Source organism: Adhaeribacter pallidiroseus (assembly GCF_003340495.1).
In the GTDB taxonomy this organism is placed as follows: domain Bacteria; phylum Bacteroidota; class Bacteroidia; order Cytophagales; family Hymenobacteraceae; genus Adhaeribacter; species Adhaeribacter pallidiroseus.
Map to the genome: position 1 here is coordinate 2,381,756 of NZ_QASA01000001.1, position 13,407 is coordinate 2,395,162.

Annotated in this window: 14 protein-coding genes; 7 read left to right on the forward strand and 7 right to left on the reverse strand. The window is 41.8% G+C overall.

Features of this window, described 5'->3' with window-relative positions; genetic code table 11:
• Positions 1 to 79: 79 nt before the first annotated feature.
• Complete coding sequence (locus AHMF7616_RS09465; RefSeq protein ID WP_233507428.1) at positions 80 to 604, reverse strand: 4Fe-4S binding protein; 525 nt, start codon at positions 602 to 604, stop codon at positions 80 to 82.
• 52 nt (positions 605 to 656) lie between these two features.
• Complete coding sequence (locus AHMF7616_RS09470) at positions 657 to 1,760, reverse strand: complex I subunit 1/NuoH family protein (RefSeq protein WP_115372675.1); 1,104 nt, start codon at positions 1,758 to 1,760, stop codon at positions 657 to 659.
• A gap of 366 nt (positions 1,761 to 2,126) precedes the next feature.
• Here AHMF7616_RS09470 and AHMF7616_RS27470 point away from each other — a divergent pair, with 366 nt between their 5' ends.
• From AHMF7616_RS27470 to AHMF7616_RS09485, 4 genes are all read left to right on the forward strand, one after another.
• Complete coding sequence (locus AHMF7616_RS27470) at positions 2,127 to 2,624, forward strand: Nif3-like dinuclear metal center hexameric protein (RefSeq protein ID WP_262511718.1); 498 nt, start codon at positions 2,127 to 2,129, stop codon at positions 2,622 to 2,624.
• Positions 2,625 to 2,668: 44 nt separating this feature from the next.
• Positions 2,669 to 3,052, forward strand: a complete 384-nt coding sequence (locus tag AHMF7616_RS27475) for a Nif3-like dinuclear metal center hexameric protein (RefSeq protein ID WP_262511719.1) — start codon at positions 2,669 to 2,671, stop codon at positions 3,050 to 3,052.
• 296 nt (positions 3,053 to 3,348) lie between these two features.
• Positions 3,349 to 3,567 carry a type II toxin-antitoxin system VapB family antitoxin gene (gene vapB / locus AHMF7616_RS09480; RefSeq protein WP_233507430.1) on the forward strand — a complete coding sequence of 73 codons (219 nt, stop codon included), beginning with the start codon at positions 3,349 to 3,351 and terminating at the stop codon, positions 3,565 to 3,567.
• A gap of 41 nt (positions 3,568 to 3,608) precedes the next feature.
• Complete coding sequence (locus AHMF7616_RS09485) at positions 3,609 to 3,953, forward strand: type II toxin-antitoxin system VapC family toxin (RefSeq protein WP_115372676.1); 345 nt, start codon at positions 3,609 to 3,611, stop codon at positions 3,951 to 3,953.
• Positions 3,954 to 4,082: 129 nt separating this feature from the next.
• Here the strand turns inward: AHMF7616_RS09485 and AHMF7616_RS09490 are convergent, their stop codons facing one another.
• From AHMF7616_RS09490 to murI, 3 genes are all read right to left on the reverse strand, one after another.
• Positions 4,083 to 5,303: a glutathionylspermidine synthase family protein gene (locus tag AHMF7616_RS09490; protein ID WP_115372677.1), complete on the reverse strand. Its 1,221-nt coding sequence runs from the start codon at positions 5,301 to 5,303 to the stop codon at positions 4,083 to 4,085.
• 114 nt (positions 5,304 to 5,417) lie between these two features.
• On the reverse strand, positions 5,418 to 6,029 hold the full coding sequence (locus tag AHMF7616_RS09495; RefSeq protein WP_115372678.1) for a Cj0371 family chemotaxis-regulating polar lipoprotein: 612 nt from the start codon (positions 6,027 to 6,029) through the stop codon (positions 5,418 to 5,420).
• 145 nt (positions 6,030 to 6,174) lie between these two features.
• Positions 6,175 to 6,990 carry a glutamate racemase gene (gene murI / locus AHMF7616_RS09500; protein ID WP_115372679.1) on the reverse strand — a complete coding sequence of 272 codons (816 nt, stop codon included), beginning with the start codon at positions 6,988 to 6,990 and terminating at the stop codon, positions 6,175 to 6,177.
• Positions 6,991 to 7,234: 244 nt separating this feature from the next.
• On the opposite strand from murI, the gene AHMF7616_RS09505 reads away from it, so the two are divergent.
• Both AHMF7616_RS09505 and AHMF7616_RS09510 read left to right on the forward strand, forming a co-directional pair.
• On the forward strand, positions 7,235 to 7,639 hold the full coding sequence (locus AHMF7616_RS09505) for an SPW repeat domain-containing protein (protein ID WP_115372680.1): 405 nt from the start codon (positions 7,235 to 7,237) through the stop codon (positions 7,637 to 7,639).
• A 238-nt stretch (positions 7,640 to 7,877) separates the two neighbouring features.
• Positions 7,878 to 9,767: an ABC-F family ATP-binding cassette domain-containing protein gene (locus AHMF7616_RS09510; RefSeq protein WP_115372681.1), complete on the forward strand. Its 1,890-nt coding sequence runs from the start codon at positions 7,878 to 7,880 to the stop codon at positions 9,765 to 9,767.
• Positions 9,768 to 10,027: 260 nt separating this feature from the next.
• On the opposite strand, the gene AHMF7616_RS09515 is transcribed toward AHMF7616_RS09510, so the two are convergent.
• Together AHMF7616_RS09515 and AHMF7616_RS09520 are read right to left on the reverse strand one after the other, a co-directional pair.
• Positions 10,028 to 10,720 carry a hypothetical protein gene (locus AHMF7616_RS09515; protein WP_115372682.1) on the reverse strand — a complete coding sequence of 231 codons (693 nt, stop codon included), beginning with the start codon at positions 10,718 to 10,720 and terminating at the stop codon, positions 10,028 to 10,030.
• Between the two features lie 143 nt (positions 10,721 to 10,863).
• A complete protein-coding gene (locus AHMF7616_RS09520; RefSeq protein WP_115372683.1) occupies positions 10,864 to 11,616 on the reverse strand; it encodes a YebC/PmpR family DNA-binding transcriptional regulator in 753 nt (250 codons plus the stop codon).
• Between the two features lie 308 nt (positions 11,617 to 11,924).
• On the opposite strand from AHMF7616_RS09520, the gene AHMF7616_RS09525 reads away from it, so the two are divergent.
• Positions 11,925 to 13,379, forward strand: coding sequence for a DEAD/DEAH box helicase (locus AHMF7616_RS09525; protein ID WP_394335764.1), 1,455 nt, complete (start codon positions 11,925 to 11,927; stop codon positions 13,377 to 13,379).
• Positions 13,380 to 13,407 lie beyond the last annotated feature (28 nt).

Here is a 13,407-nt window from a genome sequence, read left to right on the forward strand (position 1 = left end):
AATCAATTTATCATAAGCTTGAATTATTGTAATTTTTTAAATTTTTATTTTTTAAACTTTCCAACCTGCAACTTGCAACCTATTTTCCTTTAGCCGCTTGTTGCTTTTCAAATAAGGCCTGCTTTTCCCGGGCTTGTTCCGGGGTGAGATCCGTGAAATGGTAAATCATGTTTTTAATATCTATTTCCGGAAAATCGTACACCTTGGTCATGGTTAAACAATCGGTGGGGCAAACGGTGGTACACAAGCCGCAATAACAGCATTTGGCTAGGTCAATGTCGAACTTAGGCGCATATAACCGCTTTTTAGTGCCATCGGAGGTAACTCCAATTTCTTCGGTGGCTTTGATAGATTCTATTTCGATGCAATTAACCGGGCAAATTTTGGCGCACAAATCACAGACTATGCAATCATCCATTTCGTTGTGCAAGCGGTAACGCCCATTATCCGGCACCGGTAGAGCTTCGTAAGGATACTTTAAGGTTACTAATCCTTCTTTTTGAGCAAAATAATCCGGATCGGAAATATACGATTGGTTCCGACGTTTACCGGCTTTCCGGAGATGATGCCACGATAGCATGAGCCCGCCCCACAATGAGTTCACTCCCGACCAGAAGCTTTTTTATTTTTTATACTACCTAAATTTTCTTTCATTTTTAAACCATTAACAACCGCCAAACACCGGCCAACAGCACCATAACTAAACTAACCGGAATCAAAATCTTCCAGCATAGTTGCATTAACTGATCTACCCGCATCCGCGGATAAGTCCAGCGTAACCAGACTTGCGACAACAACAATATACTTACTTTACTCATTAACCAGAAAAATCCCCAAAGGTTGGCTACAATGGTTCCGGGAGAGCCGGTAGTCCAGGTGGCTAATTTTAAAAATCCCAAATTAGGTAATGGGGTATTCCAGCTGCCTAAAAACAAGATGGTGGCTACCAGACAAACCAGCACCATCATGGTGTATTCGGCCAGAAACAGGGCCGCAAAGCGAAAGCCCGAGTACTCCACGTGAAAACCAGCCACTAATTCCGATTCTGCCTCCGGTATATCAAAGGGGGCCCGGTTACACTCGGCTAGCGAAGCGATGTAGTAAATAATAAAACTAACCACTAAAAAAGGCATCCGGACAATGTTCCAGGTGGTAATTCCGCCTACTTGCGTGACATCAATCTGTAATGCTTTTAAACCAAAAAGGTAGTTTCTCTCATTTTCTAAACCGGCGAACTGGTTAAGCAAAATACCCTGTTGGAAGCTGATTTCCTGCAAATTTAACGACTGGCATATCATAACGGCACTCAAAATGGCCAAACCAGCCGGTATTTCGTAAGAAACAATTTGACCTACGGATCGCATCGCCCCCAAAACGGCATATTTGTTATTAGATCCCCAACCCGCCATTAATAAACCAATTACATCCAGCGAAACAATAGAAAGTAAAAAGAAAATACCCACCTCAGCACCCGAAGCCATTAAATCTGGAGATACGGGTATAACGGCAAAACCCGCCAGCACCGCCGCAAAAATAAGAACGGGTGCTAACCTAAATAAAATTTTATCAGCGGCGGCGGGCACAATATCTTCTTTCTGCAGGAGCTTCACCACATCTATCACGGCCTGAAACATGCCGTAAGGACCAACCTCCGTGGGCCCTAACCGGTCCTGGATAAAAGCCGCCACTTTGCGCTCGGCGTAAGCCAAAGCGATAACAACGCTTAAAATAACCACAAGGCAAATAAGTAGTGCCAGCATATTAATTCTACCTGAATAGCAGACAAAGGTATCTGTTAATTATATATTCTAGAAATGATGTAATGTCCCGTTAGAATCAGGATTCGTTCAACTGCCCGCAAACTTATAAACTTTAACTCTGAAAATTAAAAAGCACGTAAAAAACAATGCATCGGTTGAGAAGTTTTCTCCTTATTTTTAAAAAATTTAAAAAAATCTCTTTTTACCCCGGAAAATTTGCTATTTGGGAGTATATGTAAAAACTCAGGCTACTTCGTCCGGAATATTTTTAATTTTTTACTTGCCAAGTAATCATAAAAACTACTTTACCATCTATTGTTGGCAAAGCTACTATCGTAATCAGAATATTTATAACCAGAACCCCGCATGAAGCACAAGCACCCTATTCCGTTTTCCGGCCGGCGAAAATTTTTAACGTCCGTTACTAAATTATTGGGCACCTCGCTGGTGTTATCGGCGCCAGGTTTAAGTTTGGCTAAAAACCCACATCCAGCACCAGACACTTTTACGGTTAAAAGAGTAATTGATACTATTCTGAAAGAAATTCCGAATGCACCTTTTGCCAGTACCGTGGACCAGCTAAGATCCGGCAGCCTGGACCAGGAAGTAAAAGGCATTGTCACTACCATGTTTCCGACGGTAGAAGTAATTAAAAAAACCGCTCAAGCAGGCGCTAACTTTATTATTGCCCACGAAACTCCTTTTTATAATAACCAAGACGAAACCGACTGGCTGCAGCAAGACGATGCATACCGGTATAAAATAGATTTGTTAAAGAAACACCAAATAGCTGTATGGCGGTTTCACGATTATTGGCACGCCCATAAGCCCGATGGCATTATCATGGGAAATTTAAAAAATTAGGCTGGGATCAATTTTACGATGCGGCCAATCCGAGGCTGCTTACTTTGCCACAACCCCTAAGTTTAAAATCCATTGCCTTGCTGGCCAAAAACAAATTGGGTATTACTACGGTGCGGGTAGTGGGTAATTTAAAGCAGAATTGTACCACGGTTTACCTGGCCTTTGGCTACATGGATAGCAAAAGGCAAATTGCGGCCATTCAGGAATTAAAACCAGATGTAATATTAAGCGGGGAAACCCGTGAATGGGAAACCGTAGAGCGGGTAAGAGACGGTTTGCAAATGGGCCAGAAAACCAGTTTAATCATCCTGAACCATGCGGTAAGCGAAGAAGCCGGCATGGAATACGCTGCTCAATGGTTAAAACCCAAGTTGCCCGGCGTGAAAATTACGCACATTGCCTCTACCAATCCGTTTACTTTTTTGTAAGAAGAAGGATTGCAACAGGATAAAACAAAGGAGTGCAGTAGTGCCGAGCTTATATTTATATTTGTCAATTTTAAAGTGATATAAATATTTGATTACGAGCGTAAACTAGCTTCAAGTTGGCAAGTATGTCGCAAAGGATTACCCTTTAACAATTACTCACGGAACAAGTAAGAACTGAAAGCCGGAATATATCCATTTAGTAATTAAGGTCTAGCAACACCAGCAGTGGTATACGAAACATTAAGGGTAAATAATTTGATGTTATTTTTTAATTTTATAACAATGAAAATTTTTAAATGAACAAACTAACGATGGATAACATAACTTTATATAGCAAACTAGCTATCCTGCCTGATCATTTAAAATCAGAAGTATCTGATTTTATTGATTTTTTAGCAATTAAGGAAAAAAATAAACACAGAAAAAAGCCGGTTTTCGGTAGTGGACAAGGTATGTTTGTTATGAAGCCGTCCTTTGATGAGCCGTTAGACGACTTTAAAGAATACATGCCCTGATGCAGCAGTTTTTACTAGACACCCATACTCTTATCTGGTAGATCAATGGTGAGCAAGAACTTTCTCAAAGAGCTAGGACTGCCATTGAAACAGAAAACACGATAAATTTTGTGAGCATTGCCTCTCTCTGGGAAATAGCCATTAAAGTAAGTTTAGGAAAATTAGAGCTAAAAACACCATTCAATCAAGTTAGTAGGCAAATAGAAGAAAACGGTTTTGGGGTGTTGCCCGTTACTTTCGCGGATACCTTAACGCTTTCCACTCTGCCTTATCACCACAAAGACCCATTTGATAGAATTATCATTGTCCAAGGTTTTAACAATGGACTACCCATAATTTCTAGAGACGAAAATTTTAACTTGTATAAGGCAACAGTCTTATGGTAAAAAATAAGCTTAGTTCAGCATACGAAAGTTAAAGCAACGGCTAATCAAGTAATTTTTAATGCTTATTTCTTAAACGGCAAGCAGTAACATTAATCCTAAACTGCTAAAAATAAGGATTTTAATTTAACTTCACCTCTTCACCTCCAGCAGATGCGGCAAAAACTGCGACAGGTTGGTGATGATTCCTTTTTCCCGGCGTAAACCAATGGCGCATCCTTCGCCAGCCCAGAATACACCAGCCTGGTAAAAATGACCTTGATCATCCTGGGGTAAATCTACCCAAGCCTGGTACACTACTTTTTGCTGGCCGTATTCTCCTTCTTTCTCTTCGATGATTTGTTTATCTACTACTTGCACGTTTTGTCCTTCCCGGCCGAAAAAAGGTTTGCGGATGTACTTGCCTCGAATGGGTTCTAGAGACGTTTCGAGCAAAAGCGGATGGTGCGGATAAGCTTTCCAGAGCCAGGCCAAAAAGCCTTTGCTTTGCCAAATTAAGGTATACGGCGGGTTGGCTACTACTACATTGCGGGTCAGCATTAAACTGGCTAAGTCTTCGGCCAGCTCGGGTTCTTCCCAGGCAATTTGCTCCCAGGGTAATAATTTAAAAATAAACGGAAATTCAAGCCACTCGTCTTTCCCCACTTCTCCCCATACGCCCCGTTCGGTTCCTTTGGTCGAAAAAGTTAATGCATCAATCGGGAATAAATAAGCTTCAAACCCCGCCTCGCGGGAAGCCTGAGCCATTACTTCGCAATTGGTACGGTCTTCGGTACTTTCCCCGATATACGTTACAACCAGATTAGGCGCCAGATCATTGTTTTGCGTACGCCAGGTGCTTAGCTGCTCCACTAAAGCTTCGTACAATCCGGAGGCTTGGGCCGCGTCGTTTTTACCAGCGGCCGCTAAACTGGCCCATTGCACCACCGCCGTTTCCGGGATAGAAGTAGCCGTATCGGCGTTAAATTCCAAAAGTTTGGGTCCTTGTGCAGTTTGTACCAAGTCGAAACGCCCGTAAATATGCCAATGGCGATCATCGTTCCAGGAAAGCCGGATAATGGGCCACAAGTTTTCGGGAATATCCAGTACCCGTAAAAATGCATCGGGCAAGTTCTCCGGTACGGCAGCCACCATCATATCATAAAGCTGCGTAGCGGCGTTTAATAATCCATCAGCTATTTTTTCGGGTAAAAGAACTGCCTCCCCAGGTAAATAATTGGCGCAGCCTTCTTCGGTTATCCAGGTCCAGCCTAAGCCTTGTAAAACCGCATTCACATTTCCCTGGTGCGTAATTACCCGAACAGATTTATCTGCTGCGCCATCATACGAAGATTCGGAAAGAAAATTTGCCAAAGTGAAGTTTTAAGTTTTACGTGGTAAGTAGTAGGCTATTTTTAAGGCTACTCAAAAGCTAAAATTTAAAAATGGAAGGCTTATAGAAAAAACCAGCTTTTTACACTCGAAAAGTTAAGCCGAAAATCCACTCCGACGACCGGAAAAATAGCCGGAACGGCCTTGCGGCGCCCGCGTAGCCGTCTGGCTCCGGTAAGCACCACTACCATAATAACCACCCCGACCGCCATTTTGCTGCCGTTCCTGGTAAATAGAATTACGCCAACCACTCGTCCGGTTCATTACAGCAGGATTCGCGTAGTAGGCCGGATTAGGCGACATCATGCGGCCCGCCATGTACCCGATACTGCTCCACATTAATACATTCATCATACTAAAACCACCCGTATTACTTGGATGTACCGATGCGTACTCGTTCATGGCACGTTGCAAAGGTTCTCCGGTAAGGGTATCTATCTTGCCGTCGTAATGCCTTAAGATGGCAGCTACCTGGCCCGCACCCGCCGGACGTTCATCCGTAATCTTCCAGTTATCCGGGCTGGTTTCCGTCATTTCGGTTATAACTCCTTTGCTTAAGGTGCTCGTACCCGTGGACCAATCGCTGGATGCTGAATCTTGCTCTGTATTGCCGCCCGAATTACAACTGGCCAACCCCAAACTGCTGGCCGCCGCCAGAATAAGCACATTGCGCTTTAAATCCCCAATGATATGATAGCGTTTTTTCATGATTTTTAGTCGTTAGTCCACGGTCCATTGACGATGGACCACAGACATTTTTAAATTTTATAATTGCAGAAGCAGAAAAAAGCTTAAAAATTTAAAAAAATTAATTAACCTTCCCACTTTCAAACCTTTTAACCTTCTAACTAAATCATTCCCACAAAGGATAATGTTCCAGGTTTACTTTTCGGTCGAAGAATAACTTGGTAGATTCTTCGAAAGACCTCGTAAAATCCGATACGTAAAACGCGTGTTCTTTAACTAAATTAGTAGCAGCTAAATCATTAAAAATTAAAAATTGTTTTACGTGCTTGGCCACCAACTCCGAAGCATCTACAATATCTACCTGGCCCTGGTAAAATTCGTTGATCTGATTTTTGATTAATGGATAATGCGTACAGCCCAAAATAAGCGCCTCGATATTTTCGAGCTCCGGATCGGAAAGATACTTGGCTATTACGCTCTCACTAATGTTATTATTAAAAAAACCCTCTTCAATCATGGTCGCCAATAATGGGGTCGCCAACGATTGTAAGGTGATATTTTTGTCTAAAGCATCTATTTTCTTTTTATAAACATTCGAATGAACCGTTTGTTTGGTGCCAATTAAACCAACGGTTTTATTAGCATAATGCTGTCCGATATAGTCCACTGCCGGATCAATCACATTTAAAATTTTGGCTTTACTACCTACGTATTCCCGTACTAAGTCGTAAGCGGCTGCCGAAGCCGAATTGCAGGCAATTAAAATAACTTTACAATGCTGCTGGATCAGCAGGTTGCATATTTTAACCGAATAAGCTTGGATGGCGGCCGTAGATTTGTCGCCGTAAGGCAAATGCGCGGTATCGCCAAAATAAATTAATCGTTCGTGCGGCAATAGTCGCGTAATGGCCTGCGCCATGGTTAATCCGCCAATGCCGCTGTCGTATACGCCAATGGGTTGTTGTTTAAGAGGTAGGCTCATGCCACAAAATTACGGCTATTTCGGGATTTATCACCAGCAATCCTCTGAGCCGGAAAATCTAAAAATTATGTAATTAAGTAAACTTACTTACGTATTTATACTTATATAACTTATTTAATGTAAATGCTCTAAAAAAGCAACTGTAGCGGACAATTTATTGTATTTTACAACCTTCACCTTCTGCTTTCGTATATAAACCCAAATAAAAAAATTTATTCTTTTTAAACAACCTATACGTATAACTATGAGAATCATACCAACAAGAATCCACGGGATTTTAGATTATCTGGTGGGAATTATACTAATAGCCTCGCCATGGGTATTTGACTTTGATAACGGCGGAGCCGAAACTTGGGTACCAGTAATCGTAGGTGTTATGGTATTGTTACAAACCATTATGACCAATTTTGAAGTAGGTATTATCCGGAAAATTCCGATGGTAAGCCATTTACGCATGGATTTATTTATCGGATTATTTTTAGCTGCCTCGCCCTGGATTTTTAATTTCGATGAAGTAGTGTGGGAGCCGCATGTTATTTTTGGATTATTCTCTATTCTGGCTTCCATCATGACGCGGACCGTACCGGCTACGGTTGCCAATGTCAACCGTAGCAGCATTATTAACGATTTAAATAATAACCGTAGTTAATTAATCAGACTTTTTAACTAGTGTTTAAAAAGCCGGCAATTGCCGGCTTTTTTTATGCATGCCGTTCTTATGGTTTTCCGAAACCAATGCTGTTACGTAATTAAACAAAATCAAACGGAAGAATATGTTAAAATAATGAATCGACTGTCAACTAATTTTAAGCCTAATAACGAACAACTAATAACGATCAACTATTGATAACGTATCTCTTCTTCAATCTTTCCGCTAAATTTACAGCATGAATTACTTATCTGCCGAAAATATATCTAAAACGTTTGCCGACCGTTGGCTTTTCCGGGAATTAAATTTTGGGATTAGCAAAGGCCAGCGCCTGGCCCTGGTGGGCGTAAATGGATCGGGTAAAACCACTTTATTAAATGTACTGGCCGGGAAATTACCGCCTGATTCTGGCTCGGTGAGTCTCCGCAAAGAAGTAAAAGTAGGTTACTTGGGCCAACAACCAGAATTTAACGAAAACCTGACCGTGCAACAAACCTTGTTTTCGGGTCAGAACGAAGTTATTGAAACCATTAGCCAATACGAGCATATCTTATTACAGGAAAATGCCAATCCGGACGAATTGCAACGTTTAATGGAACGCATGGAAGAATTAAATGCCTGGGATTACGAGACTAAGGTGAAGCAAATACTGAGTAAATTTGGCATTAACGACCTGGAAAAAGAAATCCGGCATTTATCGGGTGGGCAGAAAAAGCGCGTAGCCATGGCCCGGGTCCTTATTGATGAGCCGGACTTGTTAATAATGGATGAGCCTACCAACCACCTGGACTTAGATACCATTGAATGGTTAGAAAACGTGCTTTCCTCGCCGCAGCAAACGATATTAATGGTAACCCACGACCGCTATTTTCTGGATAAAGTGGCCAACGAAATTGTGGAATTAGATCAAGGTAAACTTTTTTCTTACAAAGGCAATTACGCTTACTTTATCGAGAAAAAAGCCGAACGCGAAATACAGCAAGATCTGGAAGTAGAAAAAGCCCGCAACTTAATGCGCAAAGAACTAGATTGGATGCGCCGGCAACCCAAAGCCCGCGGCACTAAATCTAAATCGCGCATTGATGCTTTTTACGACTTAAAAGAAAAAGCGACCAGCAAAGTAAGCCAGGCCCAGTTAGAATTATCCGTAAAAACTACTCGCCAAGGCGGGAAAATTATTGAAGTAGAAAAAATCGCTAAAGCCTTCGGCGATAAGCAGATTGTACATAATTTCTCGTACGTTTTCAAGAAAAAAGACCGCATTGGTATTATTGGCGAAAATGGGGCGGGCAAAACTACTTTCCTGAATATGCTCACCGGTAAGTTACAGCCCGATTCCGGCGAAATTGATCCGGGGCAAACCACGGTAGTAGGGTACTACACCCAAGATGAACTTACTTTTAAAGACGACCAGCGGGTAATTGATATTGTGAAAGAAATTGCCGAAGTAGTAGAAATGGCGAACGGGGAAGTAATTACGGCTTCGCAATTTCTACAACACTTTATGTTTCCACCGGCTCAGCAATACACGTTGGTGGGTAAATTAAGCGGTGGCGAGAAAAGGCGCTTGCAACTGTTGCGGGTATTAATCAAAAATCCCAATTTTTTAATTTTGGATGAGCCTACCAACGATTTAGATATTATTACCCTGAATATTCTGGAGGATTTCTTGTTGCAATTTGGCGGCTGTTTGCTCATTGTGTCGCACGACCGGTATTTTATGGACCAGTTAGTAGAGCATTTATTTGTATTTGAAGGCGAAGGCAAAATCCGCAATTTTCCGGGCAACTACACGGATTATCGGGAGTGGCTGGCTGATCAGGAAAAAGAAACAGGTAAACCGGCCAGTAAACCAAATGCTTCCACTCCTACTCCGGTTACTGTAGTGCCGGATCTAGTCCAAAATTTAAAAAGAAAAGCGACTTACAGCGAAAAGCGGGAATACGAACAATTAGAAAAAGAAATCCAGGCTTTAGAAAATGAGAAAGAAAGTATTGTGGCCCGTCTGAACAGTGGTGTGGCTGATCATAAAAAGTTAGCAGAAGATGCGGCTCGTTTAAAGCAAATAGAGCAAATTCTAGAGCAAAAATCGGAACGCTGGCTGGAGCTGGCCGATATGATGGATTAAATAACAAAGGCCGGGTGTAAAAGCGATCCGGCCTTTGTTATAGTTATTTTATTTAACATATTATTCAAAATAATTTTTAAATTTTAACTAATCCCGGAACTACCAGATGATCTAAAATTCAAAAAAATAATATAATCTTAAGTTTCAGTACAGGTTAATTATCCTTTTTACATCTAAATTGTTTTTAAAAATCACTTATAAGTCACTATTCTGCAGCTTCCGGTCTAGCGTCTAAAATTTAGATACTAGAGTCTCTTTTCTTAATACATTCCCTGAAAGTTGTTGGAGTTGCCTTCGTAACTAAAACTAAAGCCCAACTTTTGACCGCGGCTCACTTGTTGGTTTTCCATTTTCTGCTTCACCGAAATCTTCTTGATATCATCAATAGCCGGCGCAATTAAATCGTTGTTTACCGAAGCGACCATAGCACTTTCGATAAACAAGCGTAAAGCTTTATCATCTACCACATTTTTTGAAATATCAGAATATTCCAGGTCCAGTTCGCTTACCCCTTCCAGGTAATAATGATTTTCTACGTTGATTAAAATGCGGGCCAGTAAGTAGCCCGGATCGTTCATGCGGTTGTATTTAATGGAATCAGCCATAAAATTATAAGCCATGATATGCCCGAAAAAACGGCGGCGAAAATCTTCTTCTACGTAAGGGTTACTCATTAACTCATGATCTTCCGGAAAAGTAATCACGTTAGAGTGCATTACAAAAATAAGCAGGTCGCCGGAGAATTTAATATGAAATTCAAACTCATTAATGTTCCGGTATTCGATGATAACATTAGAATCTACTTCCGTAATTTTTGTACTTAAAGAAGTAACAATAGCCGCAGCGGCCAGGCGCATTTTTTCAAAAACCTCCTGGGTATTCCGGTAAATAGTTTGCTTCGTGGTTGATTTTTGCTTAAGACCTTCAAATATTGTTTCTAGTTTGTCTTCCATATCTCAGATTTTTAGCCGATTCTGCCAAAGCGAATCAGAACGTGATTAGGTTTCGGTTTTGCTGGTTAATCATGCTTGTATTGACACCGGCAAATTATTATTCAAAATTTCAGCCAATTTTTAAGGTGTAACTGCTAATACCTTTAAGCTTCTAAATTAGCCAATTGCATTTGGCTTAATTCTACATTATGATACACTTTTTGCACGTCGTCATCGTCTTCCAGTACATCAATTAATTTCAGTACTTTTCGTAAGGCGTCATCGTTCAGGGTTACCGTTGTTTTCGGAATACGTTGTAACTCGGCAGTTTCTACTTCTAACGCCAAACTTTCCACTTTCTTTTGTAAAGCACCAAAATCCTCCATGGCGCAGTAAATAGTAATGTATTCTTCTTCAAAAACTACTTCTTCGGCGCCCGCATCAATCAACTCAAAAGTAAATGCTTCTTCGTCTAACGTTGATTCGGCTTGTTTTAAAACAAAAACACCTTTCCGGTCAAATAGAAAATCCAGCGACCCATTTGTGCCTAATGCGCCCCCGTGTTTACTAAACGCCGACCGAACACTGGCTACAGTGCGGTTTAAGTTGTCGGTTAGGCACTCTACATAAACGGCTACCCCGTGCGGGGCATAACCCTCGTACGTGATTTCGGTGTAGTGTGCCTCGTCGGCACCGGAGCCTTTCTTAATGGCTCGCTCCATGTTTTCTTTGGGCATGTTGGCCGCTTTGGCGCTTTGAATGGCTAAGCGCAAACGCGGATTGCCATCGGGTTCTGGTCCGCTTTCGCGCACGGCTACCGATATTTCTTTGATTATTTTGGTAAAAATTTTAGATCGTTTCGCATCAAGTGCTCCTTTCTTCCGCTTAATCGTTGACCATTTACTATGTCCTGACATATGCCGTGTTAAATAATGGTTAGTTACTACTGGTTTGTTGTTTTTTAATAAAATATGGCTTATTAATTATATCTAAAGAAGGTTATTTTTTATTCTGAGCAAAGAACAACCGCTGTTTTCCGGCCAATTTATTTAATAAACTAACGAATGTAAAGCGTTTGTTAAAAGCTCTTGATTAATCCCTAATTTAACTTTTTATTTTCACCGTTTTAGCTGGCAAACAGGTCTATCCGTTAACATTTAGGCCATTAAAGCCGTTTTTATTTGCTATCTTTACTTTTTATGTATTTTTCGTTTACACTATTATAATGGATATTCAACCCGATAATAAAGCCGCCGAAGATCTAAATTTTCACTCTTTTCAACTACACGACGATCTTTTGGCTGGTATTGAGGCTATGAATTTCCGGAAACCAACGCCGATTCAACAAGCGGCTATCCCGGTAATTCTGAAACAACACGACCTGATTGCCTGTGCGCAAACGGGTACCGGCAAAACGGCCGCTTATGTATTGCCTTTGCTGGATAAAATTTCGCATGCCCGCCACGACCACACCAGCACTTTAGTTTTAGTACCTACGCGCGAATTAGCCAAGCAGATTGATGACCAGATTGCTGGCTTTGCTTATTTTGTTTCGGCTACCTCCATTGCTATTTACGGCGGTAACAAAGGCGAAAGCTGGGATCAGCAAAAAAATGCGATTACCAGTGGCGCCGATATCATTATTGCCACGCCCGGCCGCTTAATTGCGCACATGAACATGGGTTACGTTAAATTTGATAAGCTGGATTACCTGGTCCTGGACGAAGCAGATAAAATGCTGGACATGGGTTTTATGCCGGACTTACTCCGTATTGTGAGCCAACTACCTGCTAACCGGCAAACCTTAATGTTTTCAGCCACCATGCCGCCTAAAATCCGGGAATTGGCCCGTAAAATTTTAAAAGAACCTACAGAAATTAACCTGGCTATTTCGAAACCCGCGGAAGGCATTGACCAGCGGATGTATTTGACTTACGATAAGCAAAAGCCGAAATTAATTGAGCATTTGCTAAAAGATATAACGGTGCAGAGCATGATTGTATTCACTTCCCGGAAATCGGCGGTAAACGATATTGTGCGGATTTTACAAAAGATGGGCCACAAGGCTGAAGGCATTACTTCTGACCGCACCCAGGACGAACGGGAAGCCACGCTGCAAGGTTTTCGGAACAAACAATTTCAAATTTTAGTGGCAACGGATATCATGTCGCGAGGTATTGATATTGATAACATCAGCCATATTTTAAATTACGATGTTCCCCAGGACGCCGAAGATTATATTCACCGGATTGGCCGCACGGCCCGGGCCTCTACTACGGGCACGGCCATTACCTTTATCAACGAAAAAGACCAGGTACGGGTAAAACGGATTGAGCGCTTAATTGAGCGGGAAATACCCAAGTTGGAAAACCCGGAAGAAGTGGGACCCGGACCGGCCTTTGAACCCAACAAACACCGGGAAGATGACCGAACACGAAGCAAATCCCGGAAAAAGACTGTTCGTAAGCCCGGGGGCACCGAAACAAGACCCGCTGCTTCAACTGTATCGAAAGAGCGTAAACCAAGACGCACGCAACCAAAGGCAAACGCTGAAAACAATCCGGACCGGCCGAAGGAACCCTACAAACCTAAACAGCGGTTCAACAAAGAGCGTGGTGCAAACGCTGCTGAACAATCTTCATCTTCCGAAACCAGCCAGCCGGTAACATCGAACGATTAAAAAATTAAAAAAAATTCCCGCCGGAGAT

Coding starts and splice junctions, on each gene's coding strand:
- AHMF7616_RS09515 (WP_115372682.1), bottom strand. CDS start 10,720: ATGGAAGACAAACTAGAAACAATATTTGAAGGTCTTAAGCAAAAATCA.
- AHMF7616_RS09510 (WP_115372681.1), top strand. CDS start 7,878: ATGAATTACTTATCTGCCGAAAATATATCTAAAACGTTTGCCGACCGT.
- AHMF7616_RS27470 (WP_262511718.1), top strand. CDS start 2,127: ATGAAGCACAAGCACCCTATTCCGTTTTCCGGCCGGCGAAAATTTTTA.
- murI (WP_115372679.1), bottom strand. CDS start 6,990: ATGAGCCTACCTCTTAAACAACAACCCATTGGCGTATACGACAGCGGC.
- AHMF7616_RS09520 (WP_115372683.1), bottom strand. CDS start 11,616: ATGTCAGGACATAGTAAATGGTCAACGATTAAGCGGAAGAAAGGAGCA.
- AHMF7616_RS09505 (WP_115372680.1), top strand. CDS start 7,235: ATGAGAATCATACCAACAAGAATCCACGGGATTTTAGATTATCTGGTG.
- AHMF7616_RS09495 (WP_115372678.1), bottom strand. CDS start 6,029: ATGAAAAAACGCTATCATATCATTGGGGATTTAAAGCGCAATGTGCTT.
- AHMF7616_RS09525 (WP_394335764.1), top strand. CDS start 11,925: ATGGATATTCAACCCGATAATAAAGCCGCCGAAGATCTAAATTTTCAC.
- vapB (WP_233507430.1), top strand. CDS start 3,349: ATGAACAAACTAACGATGGATAACATAACTTTATATAGCAAACTAGCT.
- AHMF7616_RS09470 (WP_115372675.1), bottom strand. CDS start 1,760: ATGCTGGCACTACTTATTTGCCTTGTGGTTATTTTAAGCGTTGTTATC.